Annotated in this window: 12 protein-coding genes; all 12 read right to left on the bottom strand. The window is 45.3% G+C overall.

Translation table 11 applies throughout. The features are described 5' to 3' along the window. Positions 1 to 8: 8 nt before the first annotated feature. Entirely contained in the window at positions 9 to 2,087 is a 2,079-nt protein-coding gene (locus M3M36_RS00165) for a PBP1A family penicillin-binding protein (protein WP_252773870.1), read from the bottom strand. Between the two features lie 72 nt (positions 2,088 to 2,159). After that, the gene (gene argS / locus M3M36_RS00160) at positions 2,160 to 3,851 is read right to left on the bottom strand and encodes an arginine--tRNA ligase (protein ID WP_252773869.1); all 1,692 of its coding nucleotides are present in this window, start codon (positions 3,849 to 3,851) and stop codon (positions 2,160 to 2,162) included. 241 nt (positions 3,852 to 4,092) lie between these two features. Then, positions 4,093 to 4,347 (bottom strand): hypothetical protein, encoded by a 255-nt coding sequence (locus M3M36_RS00155; RefSeq protein ID WP_252773868.1) that lies wholly within the window; start codon positions 4,345 to 4,347, stop codon positions 4,093 to 4,095. A gap of 49 nt (positions 4,348 to 4,396) precedes the next feature. Continuing rightward, positions 4,397 to 5,626: a bifunctional phosphopantothenoylcysteine decarboxylase/phosphopantothenate--cysteine ligase CoaBC gene (coaBC, locus tag M3M36_RS00150; protein WP_252773867.1), complete on the bottom strand. Its 1,230-nt coding sequence runs from the start codon at positions 5,624 to 5,626 to the stop codon at positions 4,397 to 4,399. Positions 5,627 to 5,628: 2 nt separating this feature from the next. Next, the gene (murE, locus tag M3M36_RS00145) at positions 5,629 to 7,170 is read right to left on the bottom strand and encodes a UDP-N-acetylmuramyl-tripeptide synthetase (RefSeq protein WP_252773866.1); all 1,542 of its coding nucleotides are present in this window, start codon (positions 7,168 to 7,170) and stop codon (positions 5,629 to 5,631) included. A gap of 228 nt (positions 7,171 to 7,398) precedes the next feature. Continuing rightward, positions 7,399 to 8,535 carry a cation:proton antiporter gene (locus tag M3M36_RS00140; protein WP_252773865.1) on the bottom strand — a complete coding sequence of 379 codons (1,137 nt, stop codon included), beginning with the start codon at positions 8,533 to 8,535 and terminating at the stop codon, positions 7,399 to 7,401. 484 nt (positions 8,536 to 9,019) lie between these two features. Next, positions 9,020 to 10,045 (bottom strand): tRNA dihydrouridine synthase, encoded by a 1,026-nt coding sequence (locus M3M36_RS00135; RefSeq protein ID WP_252773864.1) that lies wholly within the window; start codon positions 10,043 to 10,045, stop codon positions 9,020 to 9,022. 212 nt (positions 10,046 to 10,257) lie between these two features. Beyond that, complete coding sequence (locus M3M36_RS00130) at positions 10,258 to 10,872, bottom strand: non-canonical purine NTP pyrophosphatase (RefSeq protein ID WP_252773863.1); 615 nt, start codon at positions 10,870 to 10,872, stop codon at positions 10,258 to 10,260. A 17-nt stretch (positions 10,873 to 10,889) separates the two neighbouring features. After that, complete coding sequence (locus M3M36_RS00125) at positions 10,890 to 11,921, bottom strand: biotin--[acetyl-CoA-carboxylase] ligase (RefSeq protein ID WP_252773862.1); 1,032 nt, start codon at positions 11,919 to 11,921, stop codon at positions 10,890 to 10,892. 69 nt (positions 11,922 to 11,990) lie between these two features. Continuing rightward, positions 11,991 to 12,551 carry a biotin transporter BioY gene (locus M3M36_RS00120; RefSeq protein WP_252773861.1) on the bottom strand — a complete coding sequence of 187 codons (561 nt, stop codon included), beginning with the start codon at positions 12,549 to 12,551 and terminating at the stop codon, positions 11,991 to 11,993. Positions 12,552 to 12,672: 121 nt separating this feature from the next. After that, on the bottom strand, positions 12,673 to 13,737 hold the full coding sequence (locus M3M36_RS06990; protein ID WP_420842362.1) for a YutD-like domain-containing protein: 1,065 nt from the start codon (positions 13,735 to 13,737) through the stop codon (positions 12,673 to 12,675). Positions 13,738 to 13,769: 32 nt separating this feature from the next. After that, complete coding sequence (locus tag M3M36_RS00110) at positions 13,770 to 15,107, bottom strand: bifunctional metallophosphatase/5'-nucleotidase (protein WP_252773860.1); 1,338 nt, start codon at positions 15,105 to 15,107, stop codon at positions 13,770 to 13,772. Between the last annotated feature and the right edge of the window lie 43 nt (positions 15,108 to 15,150).

Genomic DNA, 15,150 nt, shown 5'->3' with positions numbered 1-15,150 from the left:
AATCATTCTTAATTAAATACTCCACTAATAGTATCCCATACTTTGGCCGCACCGGCAACAGTAGTATTAACACCATTGCTGAAATTATGTGCTGCGTCAGTAAACCAATTTGATGATGACGAAGATGATGAAGTATTAGTATTGCTAGTGCTCGTTTGACTAGCATCTGAAACACTAAAGTTATCTCCGGTCGTATTTGGTAAAATTTGACCCAATGAAGTTTTAACAAAGTAGCCAATTGTGCCCATCAAGCCGATTGGTAGCGAACTAGTATTGTCACCTTCCAAACCTTCCCAGGAAACTTGAACAATATCCTTGGTATAAGCCACGGCCCATGAATCCTTTGATGAATTAGCATTGTTTGAATCATTAGGATTTTCAGTCGTTCCAGTTTTACCAGCAATCTTATAACCAGATGGTGCTGCACCCGTTCCAGTTCCACTGGTATAGGTACCAAGCATCATCTTGGTCATATTATCCGCAACTGATTTTGAAATCACTTGCTTTTGAGTTACCTTTGGCTGCGCTACGATGACCTTACCAGAAGAATCAACAATTTTAGTAATATAGTGTGCTTGTGACATTGTTCCGTCATTTGCAAAAGCCGTATAGGCAGACGCCATTTGAGATGGTGACACACCAGTCGTCAAACCACCAAGGGCCAAGGCATAATTTTTATCTGCATCAACCAATGGCAAGCCAAACTTCTTACCAGAATCAAAGCCAACATTGACACCTAACTTATTCAACAAATAAACAGCTGGAATATTATATGAATGCTCTAAGGCCACATACATTGGCACATCAGCCGTTTCGACATTCAGCGCATTATTTGGAGAATAATTATTCGTACCAAAGGTCATCTTCTTATTAGGTAACTTGGTATTAATACTGTAACCAGCTTCCAATGCTGGCGCATAAACAACCAAAGGTTTAATAATCGATCCGGGTTGCAACTGTGACTGAGTGGCACGGTTGAAGCCGCGGAAAGTATGTTGGGTTTCACGGCCACCGATAACGGCTCGGACCCCACCTGTCTTAGCATCTAAGACAATCGAAGCCGACTGTGCCTGTGACTGATTGCCAAAAAGACTACTCTTCTGGAAATCATTTTGCATGTTTTCCTGGTCCTTTTGGTTTAGAGTTGTATAGATTTTATAACCGCGGTTCATGATGTCTTTTTCGTCCAAACCGTATTTATTGACGGCTTCGTTAATCACGGCATCAAAGAACCATGGATAATGGTACGACTCATCACCCGTATAGTTGTCATGCAACACAATATCAGTTGCCTGAGCAGCCTTTTCCTGCTCCTTGGTCAACTTCTTGTTTTCATACATTGTTTGCAAAACCAAGTTTCTACGAGCCTTTGAGCGGTCTGGATTATCGATTGGATTAAAGCCAGAAGGATTCGTTAGCATGCCGGCCAGAGTAGCCGCTTGTTCCGTCGTCAAGTCCTTTGCGTGAACACCAAAGTATTTCTCAGAAGCATCTTCAACCCCCCAAACACCATGACCAAACCATGCATTATTCAGGTACATCGTCAAAATTTGATTTTTCGAATAAACCTGTTCAACTTGCATCGATAAGAAAATCTCTTTGGCCTTTCGAGTAAAGGTTTGCTCTTGGGTCAAATAAGCATTTTTTACCAGTTGCTGGGTAATGGTCGATCCACCACCAGAAATGACATGTGAACCGGTCAAGCGGTTGCGAACAAACAAGTACGCTGCTCGACCAAGGCCAGAAACGGAGAACCCATGTTCTTTATAAAAATTACGATCCTCAATTGACAGAACAGCATCGCGCATATTCTGTGAAATCTGATCATATTTGACATAGGTACCTTTTTGCGAGTACAACGACCCAGCATAGTTATTCGAACTATCGTAGATATTCGTCGTTTGTGATAGTGAGGCTTCCAGCTTTTGTACGTGCGTCGTCTTGGCCATCGTCACTAAGTAGACTGACGTCACTAAGAACAGCGACATAAAAATCAGAATCAGAAGTCGACCAATTTGATACCGGTTCCAAGTGGGAGCCGTTCGTTTCCAAAAGGCTGTATTTTTAAGTGAAAATTTTGCTTTCATCCATTTTCCTTTAACCAACAGGGCTCATGCCTGTCGCATAACGCACAGGTGGTCACCGATAAAAAGAGTTTTTTACATTTCCTTTGGTGCCTGCACACCAAGGATTGAGAGCGCAATTGTCAAAGTCGTGGAGACGGCCTTAACCAAAGCGAGGCGACCATTCAAGTTTTCGTCTTCTGCCAAAATCTTAGAATTAGCATAATACTTATTGAACGAACGAGCCAACGTTAATGCATATTTAGCAATTACTGACGGTTCACGGTGGTCAAAGGCACGCACAACAGTAGCAGGAAAGTTTGCCAAGGTCGTCACAATATCCCACGTTTGTGAATCATCCAGACTGATTTGTCCTTCGTTAACCGCAACGCCTGCCTTCCGGAGAATTGATTGGGCCCGTGCATTCGTATATTGCACGTATGGTCCGGTATCCCCTTCAAATCGAACAACTTCACCAAGGTTAAAGTCAAAGTTATTGGTCCGGTCATTCATCAAATCGTGGAAGACCACCGCTCCAGCGCCGACTTCTTCGGCCACCTGGTCTTTGTTGGCCAAATCAGGGTTCTTTTCATTGATTTGTGAAAGGGCAAGCTCGTGAGCGTCATCCAAAACATCCTTCAACAAGACAACATCACCCTTACGAGTTGACATCTTCTTACCGTTAAAGGTAATCAAACCAAAGGAAATGTGTTCAACATCATCCGCCCATGGTAAGCCAAGCAAAGTCAAAACAGCCTTTAATTGCACAAAATGCTCACGCTGTTCGCCACCAACAACGTACAAAGACTTCGCAAAATCATAAGTTTCCTTACGATAAATGGCTGCTGCCAAATCACGGGTCATGTACAAAGTGGCACCATCAGTTCGCTTAATCATCGCTGGTGTCAAATTTTCATTAATTGGTGACAAGTCAACAATTTGTGCACCCTGTGATTCCTGCAGCAGGTTCTTTTCTTCCAACATTTCAACGACTTTATCCATCTTGTCGTTGTAGAAAGCTTCCCCATTAAAGGAATCAAATTCAATGCCCAAACGATCATAAATTTCTGTAAATTCCTTCAATGATTCTTCACGGAACCAGGCCCAAAGGCGCTTAGCCTCTGGGTCACCATCTTCAAGCTTCTTAAACCAAGCACGGCCTTCATCGTCCAATGATGGATCTTCCTTCGCTTTATCGTGAAATTCCACATAATACTTCAGAAGAGTGGCAATTGGATCGGCCTTGACCTCCTCCTCAGATCCCCAAGTCTTATAAGCATAAATCAGCTTACCAAACTGGGTGCCCCAGTCACCAAGGTGGTTGATTTTAACCGGTTGATAGCCGTTTTCTTCAGCTAAGTTCGCCAAAGCATTTCCAATCACTGTCGACCGCAGGTGCCCCATTGACATTGGCTTAGCAATGTTTGGAGAGGACATATCCAAAGTAATATTTTGTCCTTGACCACGGTTGTTTTTACCATACTGGTCACCAGCAGTCAAAACAGCGGTCAATGTTTCTTGTGTCATCGCCTGCTTGTCCAAGAAAAAGTTGATGTAAGGGCCAGTTGCGACAACCTTTTCAAAACCACTTTGGTCGATTTGTTCAACGAGGTCAGCCGCAATTTGTTGTGGGGCTTTCTTTAAAACCTTTGCCAAAGTAAAGGTTGGAAAAGCCAAGTCACCCATCTTGGTGTCCTTAGGCGCTTCGACCTTGTTTGCGATTTCTTCAGCTGTCATGTCAGGTAGGACCGCCTGTAAGGCGGAAGTCACTGCTTGATTTGTTGCCATTGCTATTATCCTTTTATTAATTGCTTCACTATCTTGCAAAAGAGGACTCGTCTCTTATTAACCAAAGAGACGAGCCCTGCCCGCGGTACCACTCTAATAGCCATGATGGCCACCTTGTTATCAAATTCTGAGCAGAAAAAGCCGCGCGGGCCAGGGCCAGCCCTTAACTCACACTAACGTTAAGGTCACTGCAAAGCTGGGCACCTGCCTTCTATCTTTTTCAATTACAACCAAGAAGGCCTTATTCAGACTTTTTATCCTGGGGTGCTGCCTTGATGACTTCCACATCGGCCATTCGAACAACAGCGCGGTGGTTCATTTCATTGACGGCTGGTTGGTCAGCTGGATCATTTTCAATGATTTCGACCAACAATGCATTTTCGTAAACCTTTTCAACCTTACCGGTAAAGGGATTTTCAAGGTTCCCGTATGCTGGGGCGAGCAACTCATCCCCCACATGATACTTGGATTCTTGCTTTTCGTCTTCCTTGCTCATCACAGCCTCCTGCTTACTTTCATATAGGTCACTATTATACCATAAAGTTTCAAGATGTTAGTAAATCAGCCACCAGGGCGATAATGTCTTCAGCAACTTCTGTTTTCAATTTAGCCGCCACCCGGATGGGGTCTTGGTCGGCGGTGACCAAGGTCACCTTGTTCGTATCCTTGTTAAAACCGGCACCGGCCTCTAAAACATTATTCGCCACAATCAAATCGGCATGTTTTTTGACTAATTTAGCCTGGGCATTTTCGATCAGATTTTCGGTTTCGGCCGCAAAGCCAACCACTACCTGTCCCGGCTTTTTCGCCTCACCCACGGTCTTTAAGATGTCGGGATTTTGTACCAAATCTAAAATCATGTGCTCATCGCCACGTTTTTTAACCTTGTGTTCGGATACTTCAGCCACCCGAAAATCAGATACCGCCGCCGCGCCAATGTATACATCAGCTACCGCCATTTCTTTTTGAACGGCTGCCAACATCTCTCTCGTGTCACCAACTAAATTAACTCGAATGGCTGGATTCACCGGTCGCGAGGTTGCCGCCACCAACGTGACAGTCGCACCAGCTGCTCGGGCAGCTTCGGCTAAAGCATAACCCATTTTACCGGAAGACTTATTCGTCAAATAGCGCACTGGATCGATTGGCTCACGCGTGCCACCAGCAGTAACCACAATCTTTTTACCCACTAAAGGCTTTTCCTCGAAAATAGCATCCTGAAAGCCATCCCAGGCTAAATCAGTAATCGCCGTCACAATTTCAGCTGGTTCAACCATCCTGCCTTTGGCTTCATAACCTTCAGCCAAAAAACCACTAGTCGGTCCAATAAAGTCAAAGTCATCTTTCTTCAGCTGGTCAACATTCCGCTGCACTGCAGGATTACTCCACATGGCATCGTTCATTGCCGGTACAGCAATCTTGCGCGCGGTGCTGGCCATAATCGTGGCCGTTAAGGCGTTGTCGGCGAGTCCCAAGGCCAATTTAGCCAAGGTATTAGCTGTCAAAGGCGCCAGCACAATCAAATCAGCCCACTTTGCTAATCGAACATGGTCAACCTCACTGCCAGCTCCCTGCCAACTCGCATCGGTCAAAACGGGGTGCGTCGACAGTACCGCCAACGTTTTGGCTGGTATAAACTCTTGAGCCGCATCCGTCATCACCACCTTGACATTCGCTTTGGCCTTGATCAACAGTCGCGTTAATTCAGCCGCCTTATAGGCCGCTACGCCACCCGTTACAGCTAAGAGGACGTTTTTATCTTGGTAGAATGTCATGGCTAATCCTCCACAAGTAATTTTTGACCTGACAAAAGCGCCCGCTGACACTCCTTCACAGCGGCATAATCACCGATATATGGTGTGTCAACGCCGCCAACCTTTTGGTAAGGGTCCTCACCCTTACCGGCCACTACAACCAAGTCATTTTCACCGGACAAATCAATCGCCCGATGAATGGCAGTAATCCGGTCCATCTCAAAATGAACTCGGACATGATCATTTTTAATACCATCAGCAATCGTCTTAGCAATTGTCAGCGGGTTCTCGTATTGGGGATCATCAGCTGTCAAAAAGACCTGGTCTGCCTTTTGTGACAAGACTTTGGCAAAATCAGCTCGGCGGGAAACGCCCTTATTTCCTGGTGCACCCAAAACCACAATGACTTGTCCGTCTGGGGACTGCGCCTTGGCAAAGGCCAAAAGCGACAGTAATGAAACATAGTTGTGGGCGTAATCGACAAAGGCCACACCGTGACCAGGCAACTTTAATGAAAGCATCCGCCCTGGAATCGTGACTTCATCCAATCCCTTTACCATCGAGCCGTGGTCAGTTCCAGCTAGACCCACCATCATGAGCGCTGCCACGGCGTTTTCCTCATTAAAGTCACCGGGAAGGTTTAAACGGTAACCACCACTAATCACTTGTAAATCAGGAACCATCGGACCAGCTGCGACTGTGAAATGCGATTCATGCAGAGCAGACTCTTGACTCGTAAAGGTCACTAATGGTTGCTGATCATTTACTGGGGTCATTTTGGTCCGGCCATAAGTTAAGACCCGGTCATGTCGACTAGCAGCACGAGTAAAGATTTCCTGGTAATGGTCCATTTCAGCATTCAAAATCACATGGTCAGAGTGATCCAACAGCATTTCCTTATGGGCCAAATAGTCGGCAAAGGTTGGGTGCTCATTTGGTCCGATATGATCCGGTGAAATATTTAAAAAGGCCCCCACGTTAAAACGTAAACCGTAAACGCGGTTGCGCAAGTATGCCTGCGAGGAGACTTCCATGACCAAGTGGGTCATACCATTATCCACCGCTCGACGCATATCTTTAAAGAGTTCAAAGGATTCGGGCGTGGTCAAATCTGATTTTTTCTTATCCGCCGGTTTTGGACCAACAATTCGATCGACCGTCGAAAACAGTGCCGTCTTCCCCTTAGTTGCCTCCTTGAGCATCGTATAGGCAAAGTAGGCAGCCGTTGTCTTCCCTTTGGTTCCCGTGAAGGCTCCAATCCAAAGATGGTCTTGTGGGTAATCAAAGTAAGCCATCGCCAACACTGATAAAGCCTTTTGGCTATCAGTCACCAACCATTGAGGTAAATCAATCCCCAAATCATGGTCGGCTACCAAGGCCGTCACGCCGGCAACCCCATCAAGGTATTTTGCCTTAAAGGCCCCTTTCACAACAAAGAGCGTCTGATCCTGGACCTGACGAGTGTCATAGTGGAGGTGGTCAAAGACTAAATCATCAGTGGGTTCGCTGACGAGTAAGTCGTGTTTTTGTAAAATTTTTGTCACATCTTGTCTAGTTAATCGCATAAGCTCATTATAGCATAGGCCCACCAAAAGCGAACCGGTAAAAAGACTGAAGCCAAGCCTTTTTTTAGCAAAAAAAGACCGAGAATACTCGGCCTTTTATCAAGGAATTTCCCGCAATATGATTTACCCTCAGCAAAAAGACAAATCAACTCCGATCAGTTGAATGATGGCATTTTTTGGCTGCTTTTCTGTTCCGTAGACCAAGGGTTATCCAAGTTATCAGTCCACTTATTTTCTTAATAAAGGTTTTAAGGCAATTGGTGTAAAAATTGTCGTTAACAGAATCACCAGGGTTAACATGGCATAGTGACCCGAGCTCAAGACATGAGCTGACAGCGCCAAATCAGCAATCACAATGGCCATCTCACCACGCGACACCATTCCAACACCAACAACCCGGGCATCGAAAACTGCCACCTTAACCAGCCGAGCCCCAAAGTAAGCCCCAAAAAACTTCGTCAAAATCGCAAAGATGGTCAAAATCGCAATCAATGGCAGATTCACTAACTGGCCGACCAGTGTGACTTTTAAACCGATATTAACAAAGAATATCGGAATAAAGACCGTTTGCCCGATTAAAGTGACACCATGTTCAATCGACGCAGCTGATTTTTGCCGAGAAAAAAGCACACCGACAACAAAAGCCACAATGGCAGCCGAAAAGCCAATTGTTTCTGACATGGTTGCACTTAGTAAAACAATGACCAAAGCAAAGGTCAAAACAGCTCCCGGCAGCGACAAGCGACTAATTGCTGGCAAGATTTTAGGCAGTACGTAAAGCAAAACTGCTACTAGGCCAAGTAAAAACATGACCATCAATACAATCGTAAACCACAATGGGCGCTTGGTTTCCTCACCAATGCCAAAAGCCGTCTGATAAACTGTCCACATCAGAATCGCCAAAATGTCATCTAAAACGGCCGCACCCAGGATAGTTGCCCCGGCGTCTGATTGAACCTGATGGTACTCAGTCAAAATTTGCGCCGTAATCGAAACGGACGTCGCCGAAAATAATACCGACCAAAAAAGAGATTTCTCATCAGTCATCCCCAAGGTCAGTCCCAATACTAAAAAGACCACAAAAGGTGTTACCACTCCAGCTAGAGCCACTGCTCCAGCCTGCCGGGCATGGCGCTTTAATAATCCCAAATCAGATTCGATTCCGGCCAGAAACATCAAGAACAAAACGCCGACCTCTGCCCACGTGGCCAGGCTATGATCAGTAGACAACAAGCGCAAACCAGCTGGTCCTAAAATAATCCCTGCCCCAATTTGACCGACAACCGTTGGCAGGCGCAAGCGTTCCGCTAACCAAGACATTGCTAAAGCCCCAAACAAAATCAATCCAAATGTCCAAACCGTCATTTTCTTTCTCCTCATTAATAGCTAAATCACTTGAAATGAGCAAAGAAAAAAGCCCACTCCAAGTGAACCTAACTCCCCCGTTAGGTTCCGCCTTGAGTATGACCTCAACCAAAGTTTTTATTTAATGTTGCCATTATAGCATTAATTAAACCAAGAACTCAAATCAGGCAAAACGTTCACGTTCATGTTAATCAACATTTGAACTGTCCTTTTAGCAATCGAAAACCTGGTGTGATAGTGCTGGCAGAAAAAACGCTGTTGCTCAAACTGCAACATCTTGTGGCAAAACCGTAAAACGGCGATTACCTTTAGTTATGATGAATCACCAACAGCCTATCCAAGCTGATTTTGGTCATTTTTGGCCTACTTCAGTCCGATCAACCACCAAAAAACAGATTTATTACCCAAATTTAAAAGCAACCTAAAAGAACTGACACCGTTAAAATACCGGGTATCAGTCCTTTTATTTATTCGATAATCTGTCTTAGCGTGCAGGCGTCTGCAAAAGATCACCAACGTGTTCCGCCAATAAAGCCCGAACTTGGTCAGTTGCATGGGTTTCCATCAGCAATTGTCGTAGCTGGGAAGCATGCGGGAAGCCCCTCAAATAAATCTTAAAGTAACGCTTCAATGCTTCAAAATTCTTGGTAGAAACCGTCTGGTTCACTTCATCAAACAGGTCCAACTGCAGTTCCAAAAGAGCGATTGACTCTGATAAAGTGTGTTCTTGGTGACCTGGTTCAAAGGCGTATGGATCATTTAGGACACCACGGCCAATCATCACCCCATCAATCCCTGGGTGTGCGGTAGCCAAAGCCAGCCCGTGCTCGTAGTCCTTGACATCCCCATTGATTTGAAGGAGTGTCTGAGGTGCCAACCGATCACGCATGGCAATAATGTCGTCAATCAACTCGAAGTGAGCATCAACCTTGGACATTTCCTTGCGAGTTCGCAAATGAATCGTCAGAACTTGAATGTCCTGTTCAAAAATCATCGTCAACCAGTCGTGGTACTCCTCGACCTTATAAAAGCCCAATCGGGTCTTTACAGATACGGGCAAACCACTTTCCTTGGCTGCAGCAATTAATGCCTTGGCTCGGTCTGGATGACGGATCAAATCAGACCCAGCATCGTTCTTGATCACCGTGCCATCTGGGCAACCCATATTCAAATCAACGGCCTGGTAGCCCATTTCAGGAAGCAACTTCGCCGCTTCGGCAATCACTTCCGGCTTTGACCCCCAGATTTGAGCAATTGGCATTTGTTCACCCGGCGCAACCGCTAGGCGACCCTGCACCGAAAACTTGGCTTCGGGATGAACCATGGAAGCCGCATTCGTGAACTCCGTATAATACACATCCGGCCCACCAGCTTTTGCCACCACACGACGAAAAATCGTATCGGTGACCGCTTCCATTGGTGCCATTGAGAAGAATGGGCGTTTATTTCCGTTTTCATCTTTGGCTTCATCCACAACCTGTTGCCAAAATGCACTCTTAGCAGTTGTCATCAGCCCTCCTTTCGGCTTTTTAAAAGCCCAGTAAAATCAACCTTACTATTTTAGCATGGTTGGCTGTCTTTTTCAAAAATCCAGGTTGTTCATAAGTCCTCCCAAAGAAAAAACCGACACTACCATTGAAGACAGCTCCCGCAATTTGCTCATCAAAATTGCGGCGTTTGTATCAGTACAGTAGCACTCGGCCGATTGCTTATTTTTGATTTTTAAAAAGAATTTGGTCCCTTTGTCGCTTTAATTTCCTGTAAAACCTGAGCCAGTGCACGGGAACGGTCGTGATAAGTAACTAATTCGGGCAGGGCCATTTCAGACAAAGTCAGACCATTCTCGGCCTCCATAATATCATCCAGTCCACCAATTAATTCCCCACCACGTGGTTCCGTGGCAATTTTAACGCCACCCTTGCCGGTACCAGTATACAATTGGCCAATCGGACTACAGGCGCAAAGAATCGCCAAAAGGTAAGCCGACCGCTCCTGACCTTGGTCATAAAGATCTAAGATATAATTAATCTCGGCTTCCTGACCAATAACCTGCAAGCTCTTAAATTCTCGTGAAGAAGTTACACCAAAACGGTCAGGAAAGGCCTGGAGGTAAAGGCCGGTATCATCGGCCAAAATCCAATCATTTGGCAAATACTGGTGAATAAAAGAAGCTTTGGCCTGGGCATTTTCTAGCTGCGAATCGGTCGTTTCCTCTGGAAAAGCCAATTCCTTTTTCAAGATATCTCGATAATCAGTCACGCTATGACCCATTGCTTGAGCCAAAACAGCCATTTCTTTCGTCTTAGCAGAATTATTTGAAGCAAATACAAAGTCCATATCGGCAGTTCTCTTTCCTACAAATTCAAGTTTTCCAGCAGCTTAACCTTGGTCACTTCACCTGCATACAGCGTCTCTTGTTGACCCGTAGCATTCTCGGTCATCATTAAGCCACCCTGGTCACTAATACCGGTCACTATCCCTGTTTTTTCATCTGTACCAACCTTAACAGTTATCGTGTGACCAATCAACAAAGAACGCTCTCGATACGCTGGCAGATAGGCACCATCTTGGTAGGTTGTCGCCATTTTTAAGAGGTTGACAACCAATTGAGCCAAAACCGAATTTAAGTCCAAATTATTTGCATCATTTGTCAGCACAGTTCCTGCCTTGGACTCGAGTCCATCAGGGAAGGCCCCTGGCATTAGGTTAATGGCAAAGCCGAGAATCACAGCTGAATACTGCTGGCTCTCAAAGTCAAAAATCCCCTCCGTAATCACACCACCAATTTTACGTCGGTGTAAAATCAGGTCATTGACCCATTTCAATTGAAAAGGAGCTGCTGGAAAAAAAACTTGCAGCCCCTGAACTAAAGCAACAGCAGCTGAGGTCGTTAAAAGACTAGGTGCTAATCGTGTGCCAACAGCTACAGGCATGACTAACGAAACATATAGCCCCCGATCTTTTGGCGAATAAAATGCCCGGCCCTGGCGACCATAGCCACCACTTTGCTCTCGGGCAACCAACAAGGTTGGCTTTGTCAACGGCTGTTTGGCAACCAGATCCTTTGCATAAGCCTGGGTCGAATCAATTTGTTCAAAAACCCGGACTTTTGGCTGCTGATTTTCAGCCAAATCAGAATCCAAAAGATGCAACCACTGCTTTAACACAAGAGGATCAACCTGCCGACTGCTTAAATAGGCATAACCAGCCTTCTTACGACTCGCAATTTGATGACCATCAACCTTTAACGACCGGACCGCTTTCCAAATCGATTCACGCGATAAATTCAATACCTGTGCCAAGCTATCCCCGGAAAAATAAACACCTGGCTGCGTTAATAAAATAGCTAAAACCCGGTCTTTGGTACTGCGTTCTTGTTTCTCCATAAAATTTCCCCTCCAATCGTCGCTGACTAGCATGGGCCGCAAAACAGCCTCACCGCGGCCGCTAAAATTTTAATGCTGGCTCGCCCGCCAAAGGGCCTGATCCAAAAAGACTGCTAAAGCAATTTTAAGTAAATCACCAGGTACAAAGACCATATTTGCCCAGTAAACTGACCAGAAGCCAAGGCCCTGGTTAAAATGTAGCCAAGCCGCTCCCAAGCCAAAGTTCAAGATCAAATCAACGATAATCAGCAGGATAACACTCTGCCACCAAGCCGGTTGAGCTAAGTTTCGATGGCCAAAAACCCAGCGATTCAACAGCCAATAAACTGACGGTAAAAGGAGCCAAGCCCAGATATAACCAGCTGTTGGACCAGTCAAAACAGCTAAACCACCGCGACCACCAGAAAGAACAGGCAAGCCGACCGCTGCTAAAAGAAAGAAAACGGCCATTACCATCGTTCCTCGTTTTGGCCCTAAGATAAGGACCACCAGCATAACAGCTAGGTTTTGCAGTACGATCGGTACTGGCAAGAAGCCCAACGGAATTCCTGGAATCATAGCAAACACAATTAATAGCGCAACAAAGACAGCACCTTTCGTTAAATCTTGTAAACGTGATTTTGGTGTCATGAACATGCTCCTTTTTTAGTAACCCAATTCAGTTTGACTAGGTAACTAAAATATTAACAAGAAATACTTCGATTGTCAAAATAAAACCAGTAATCGATTTCGATTACTGGTTTTATCAGTATCATTGTCTTTCCTTGATTGTAAAGGAACGTTTGTTAGTGGCTGACTTTGCTCGAGATTGGTGATCCTTTCCCTGTTGCGAAGTAGCAGGTTGCTTTTGCGAATTTGTCGAAGCGTTATTTCCCTGTTTCATCTGTCCCTGTTTTGTATTCTTACCAGCCTGGCTCGTCTTAGTTCCGTGACCCTGGCGAGTATTTTTCTGGTTTGATCCATCCTGACGGTTTTCGTTTTGATGTTGCGTCCTCGACTTTTGACGTTGACCGCTTCCTTGACCACCCTTCATTCCTTGACGTTTTTGCCCTGGGCCGCCATCCTGGTTAGCCTTTTGCTGCTGATTTCGGCGACGATTATTAGCTAGTGTACCCTTCTTTGCAGAGACTGGACTATCAGCTTCTCTTCCCGGCTTCTGATTGGATAATTCCTGAACCGTCTTATTTGTCTTTTGCTCAATTTTTTTGAAACGATGTTGGTGATTCTTTCGCTTGGAGCTATTTCCACTCGAACCGCGCTTCGCTGATCCAGTTTCATTCTGTCTTTGCTCACCATTTTGTCCACCCCTGTTGCTTGGGCGTTGATTACGGCCGTTCGTCACCTTGGCTGGTTTACGGCTAGTAACAGGTTTCTTCGACCTCGACGGTTTACGCACTGGTTTCTTAGGGTTAGCAGCTTCCCAATCGGCTAAGAAATCATGAACCTTAACTGGTCGGAAAGAATGAGTTGCATTCGATAAGACGAAGTAAGGCGCACCAAAATTTACATATTCATAAAGATAATCAGCCAAAGCACTAATTTTTTGGTCGGCAGTCACTTCGCGGTCATCTTGATAAAAGCCGCGCAATCGCAATTGGTCTGCCGAAATGTCACCAACAATGTAGTCATACTGCTTTAAAAGCGGTGTATAGCGAATCGCTAATTTACTGGCATCAAAGGCATCCTTGAAATTTTCCTGCAAAGTCAACTTCAACCCATCAATGGTAATTTCATCCCCAAAAACACTGACCTGAAATTCTTTTTCACGCTCAGCTTGTTGGGTAATTGTCCGTTCTTTAAGACTTTCGTGGTTCATAATTCCTCTTCAGCCGCTAGTAACTATTCAGTCTACTGGGCATGTTTCTGATAATATTGTGCAAGTAGTTCTCGCAGAAAGATTTTTTGATTGATCTTAGCGGGTGCCTCATCCAACACTTGGAAAAAACTAATCCAGCGATAATGGTCTAAGGTTGCAATTTGATAAGTTTTTTCTGGTTCAACAACAAGACCCGCATACCGTAATTGACCGTCATCATTACGATCAAGACCATCAATCAGCAGATGACCAAAAACTTTCCCACGAAAACCGGAGCCCTTCATTTTGTGATTAACCAAGGCATTTTCCCGCTCCTCAAACTCGGTAACTAAGGTCATTAATTGGGTTCCGGTCAAGGTCGTCACCATAGGATGGATAGCATGCGGCATTGAGGCTAGAAAATCCTCAGCCGTGTCAGTTCCAGCCGGCAAATCCTGCAAAAACAGACCAGAAGAACAAAAAGCAACGGGCAATCCTGTCGACTCCTTCAAAGCTGCTAAACAGGCTTGTCCCTGATCAGAAATCGTTTTGCCCTGGTTAAAATGAACAATCTTCTGCGCTTCTTCTAACCCTGCTCCTCGATCATGAAGAGCCTGAATTTCAGCTAAGTCACCAGGTTCGGTTGGTAATTCACCAAGTGGAATGGCTCGCGCTTGTTTAGAAATCAGCTGATGGTTTTCGTCTAAAACCAAATCTATTTCGCCAGCGTGGTCCCCGTAACGTCCTGCCGCTGCCAACAAGGTACCGTGATTCATCTCGCCATCAGGCAAAACGTGGTGGGTGTGGGCACCCATAATGACGTCTAAATCATATTTTTCAGCTAACTCACGGTCGGTTGGCAGCCCCAGGTGTGAAAGTAAAATCACCAGGTCAGCCTCTTTTCGCAGCCTTGGCACCAAGTCATCCAAAACATCTTTAACTACTAGCGGTTGCCAGTCTAGTGATCGATAAGTCATTTCATAGGGAGCCGTCAAGCCAATGATGGCAACCTTCGTCTGATTATTAGTGGTCAATATCTTGTAAGGCTCTGCCCAGGCAGGCTGATTGTCCCCGGGCAATTCCTTCAAGTTCGCCAGAATAACTGAATAATTTGCTTGATCGTATAAATGGTTTAAATCAGTATGGGCCATACCCAAACCTTCATTATTACCAATCGTAACAGCATCATAATGAGCAGCATTCATCAAGTCGACGTTCGCCTTGCCCAAAGTGGCGTCAGTTAGCGGATGGAAGCGGTCAATGGCATCACCAATATCGAAGTTAAAAGTTGTATCCGCAGTTTTTTTAGCTAGCAAAAAACGCCGTAGGCGTGGCCAGGCCTCAAAGTGCGAATGCAAATCATTGGTGTGTCGTAATTGTATGGCTTCCATAGCTTACCCCCGTTCATCTTATCTTATCATTAAAGGGCCTTTT

The organism is Fructobacillus americanaquae (assembly GCF_024029775.1).
GTDB lineage: Bacteria > Bacillota > Bacilli > Lactobacillales > Lactobacillaceae > Fructobacillus > Fructobacillus americanaquae.
This window is presented reverse-complemented; position numbering and strand designations above follow the sequence as displayed.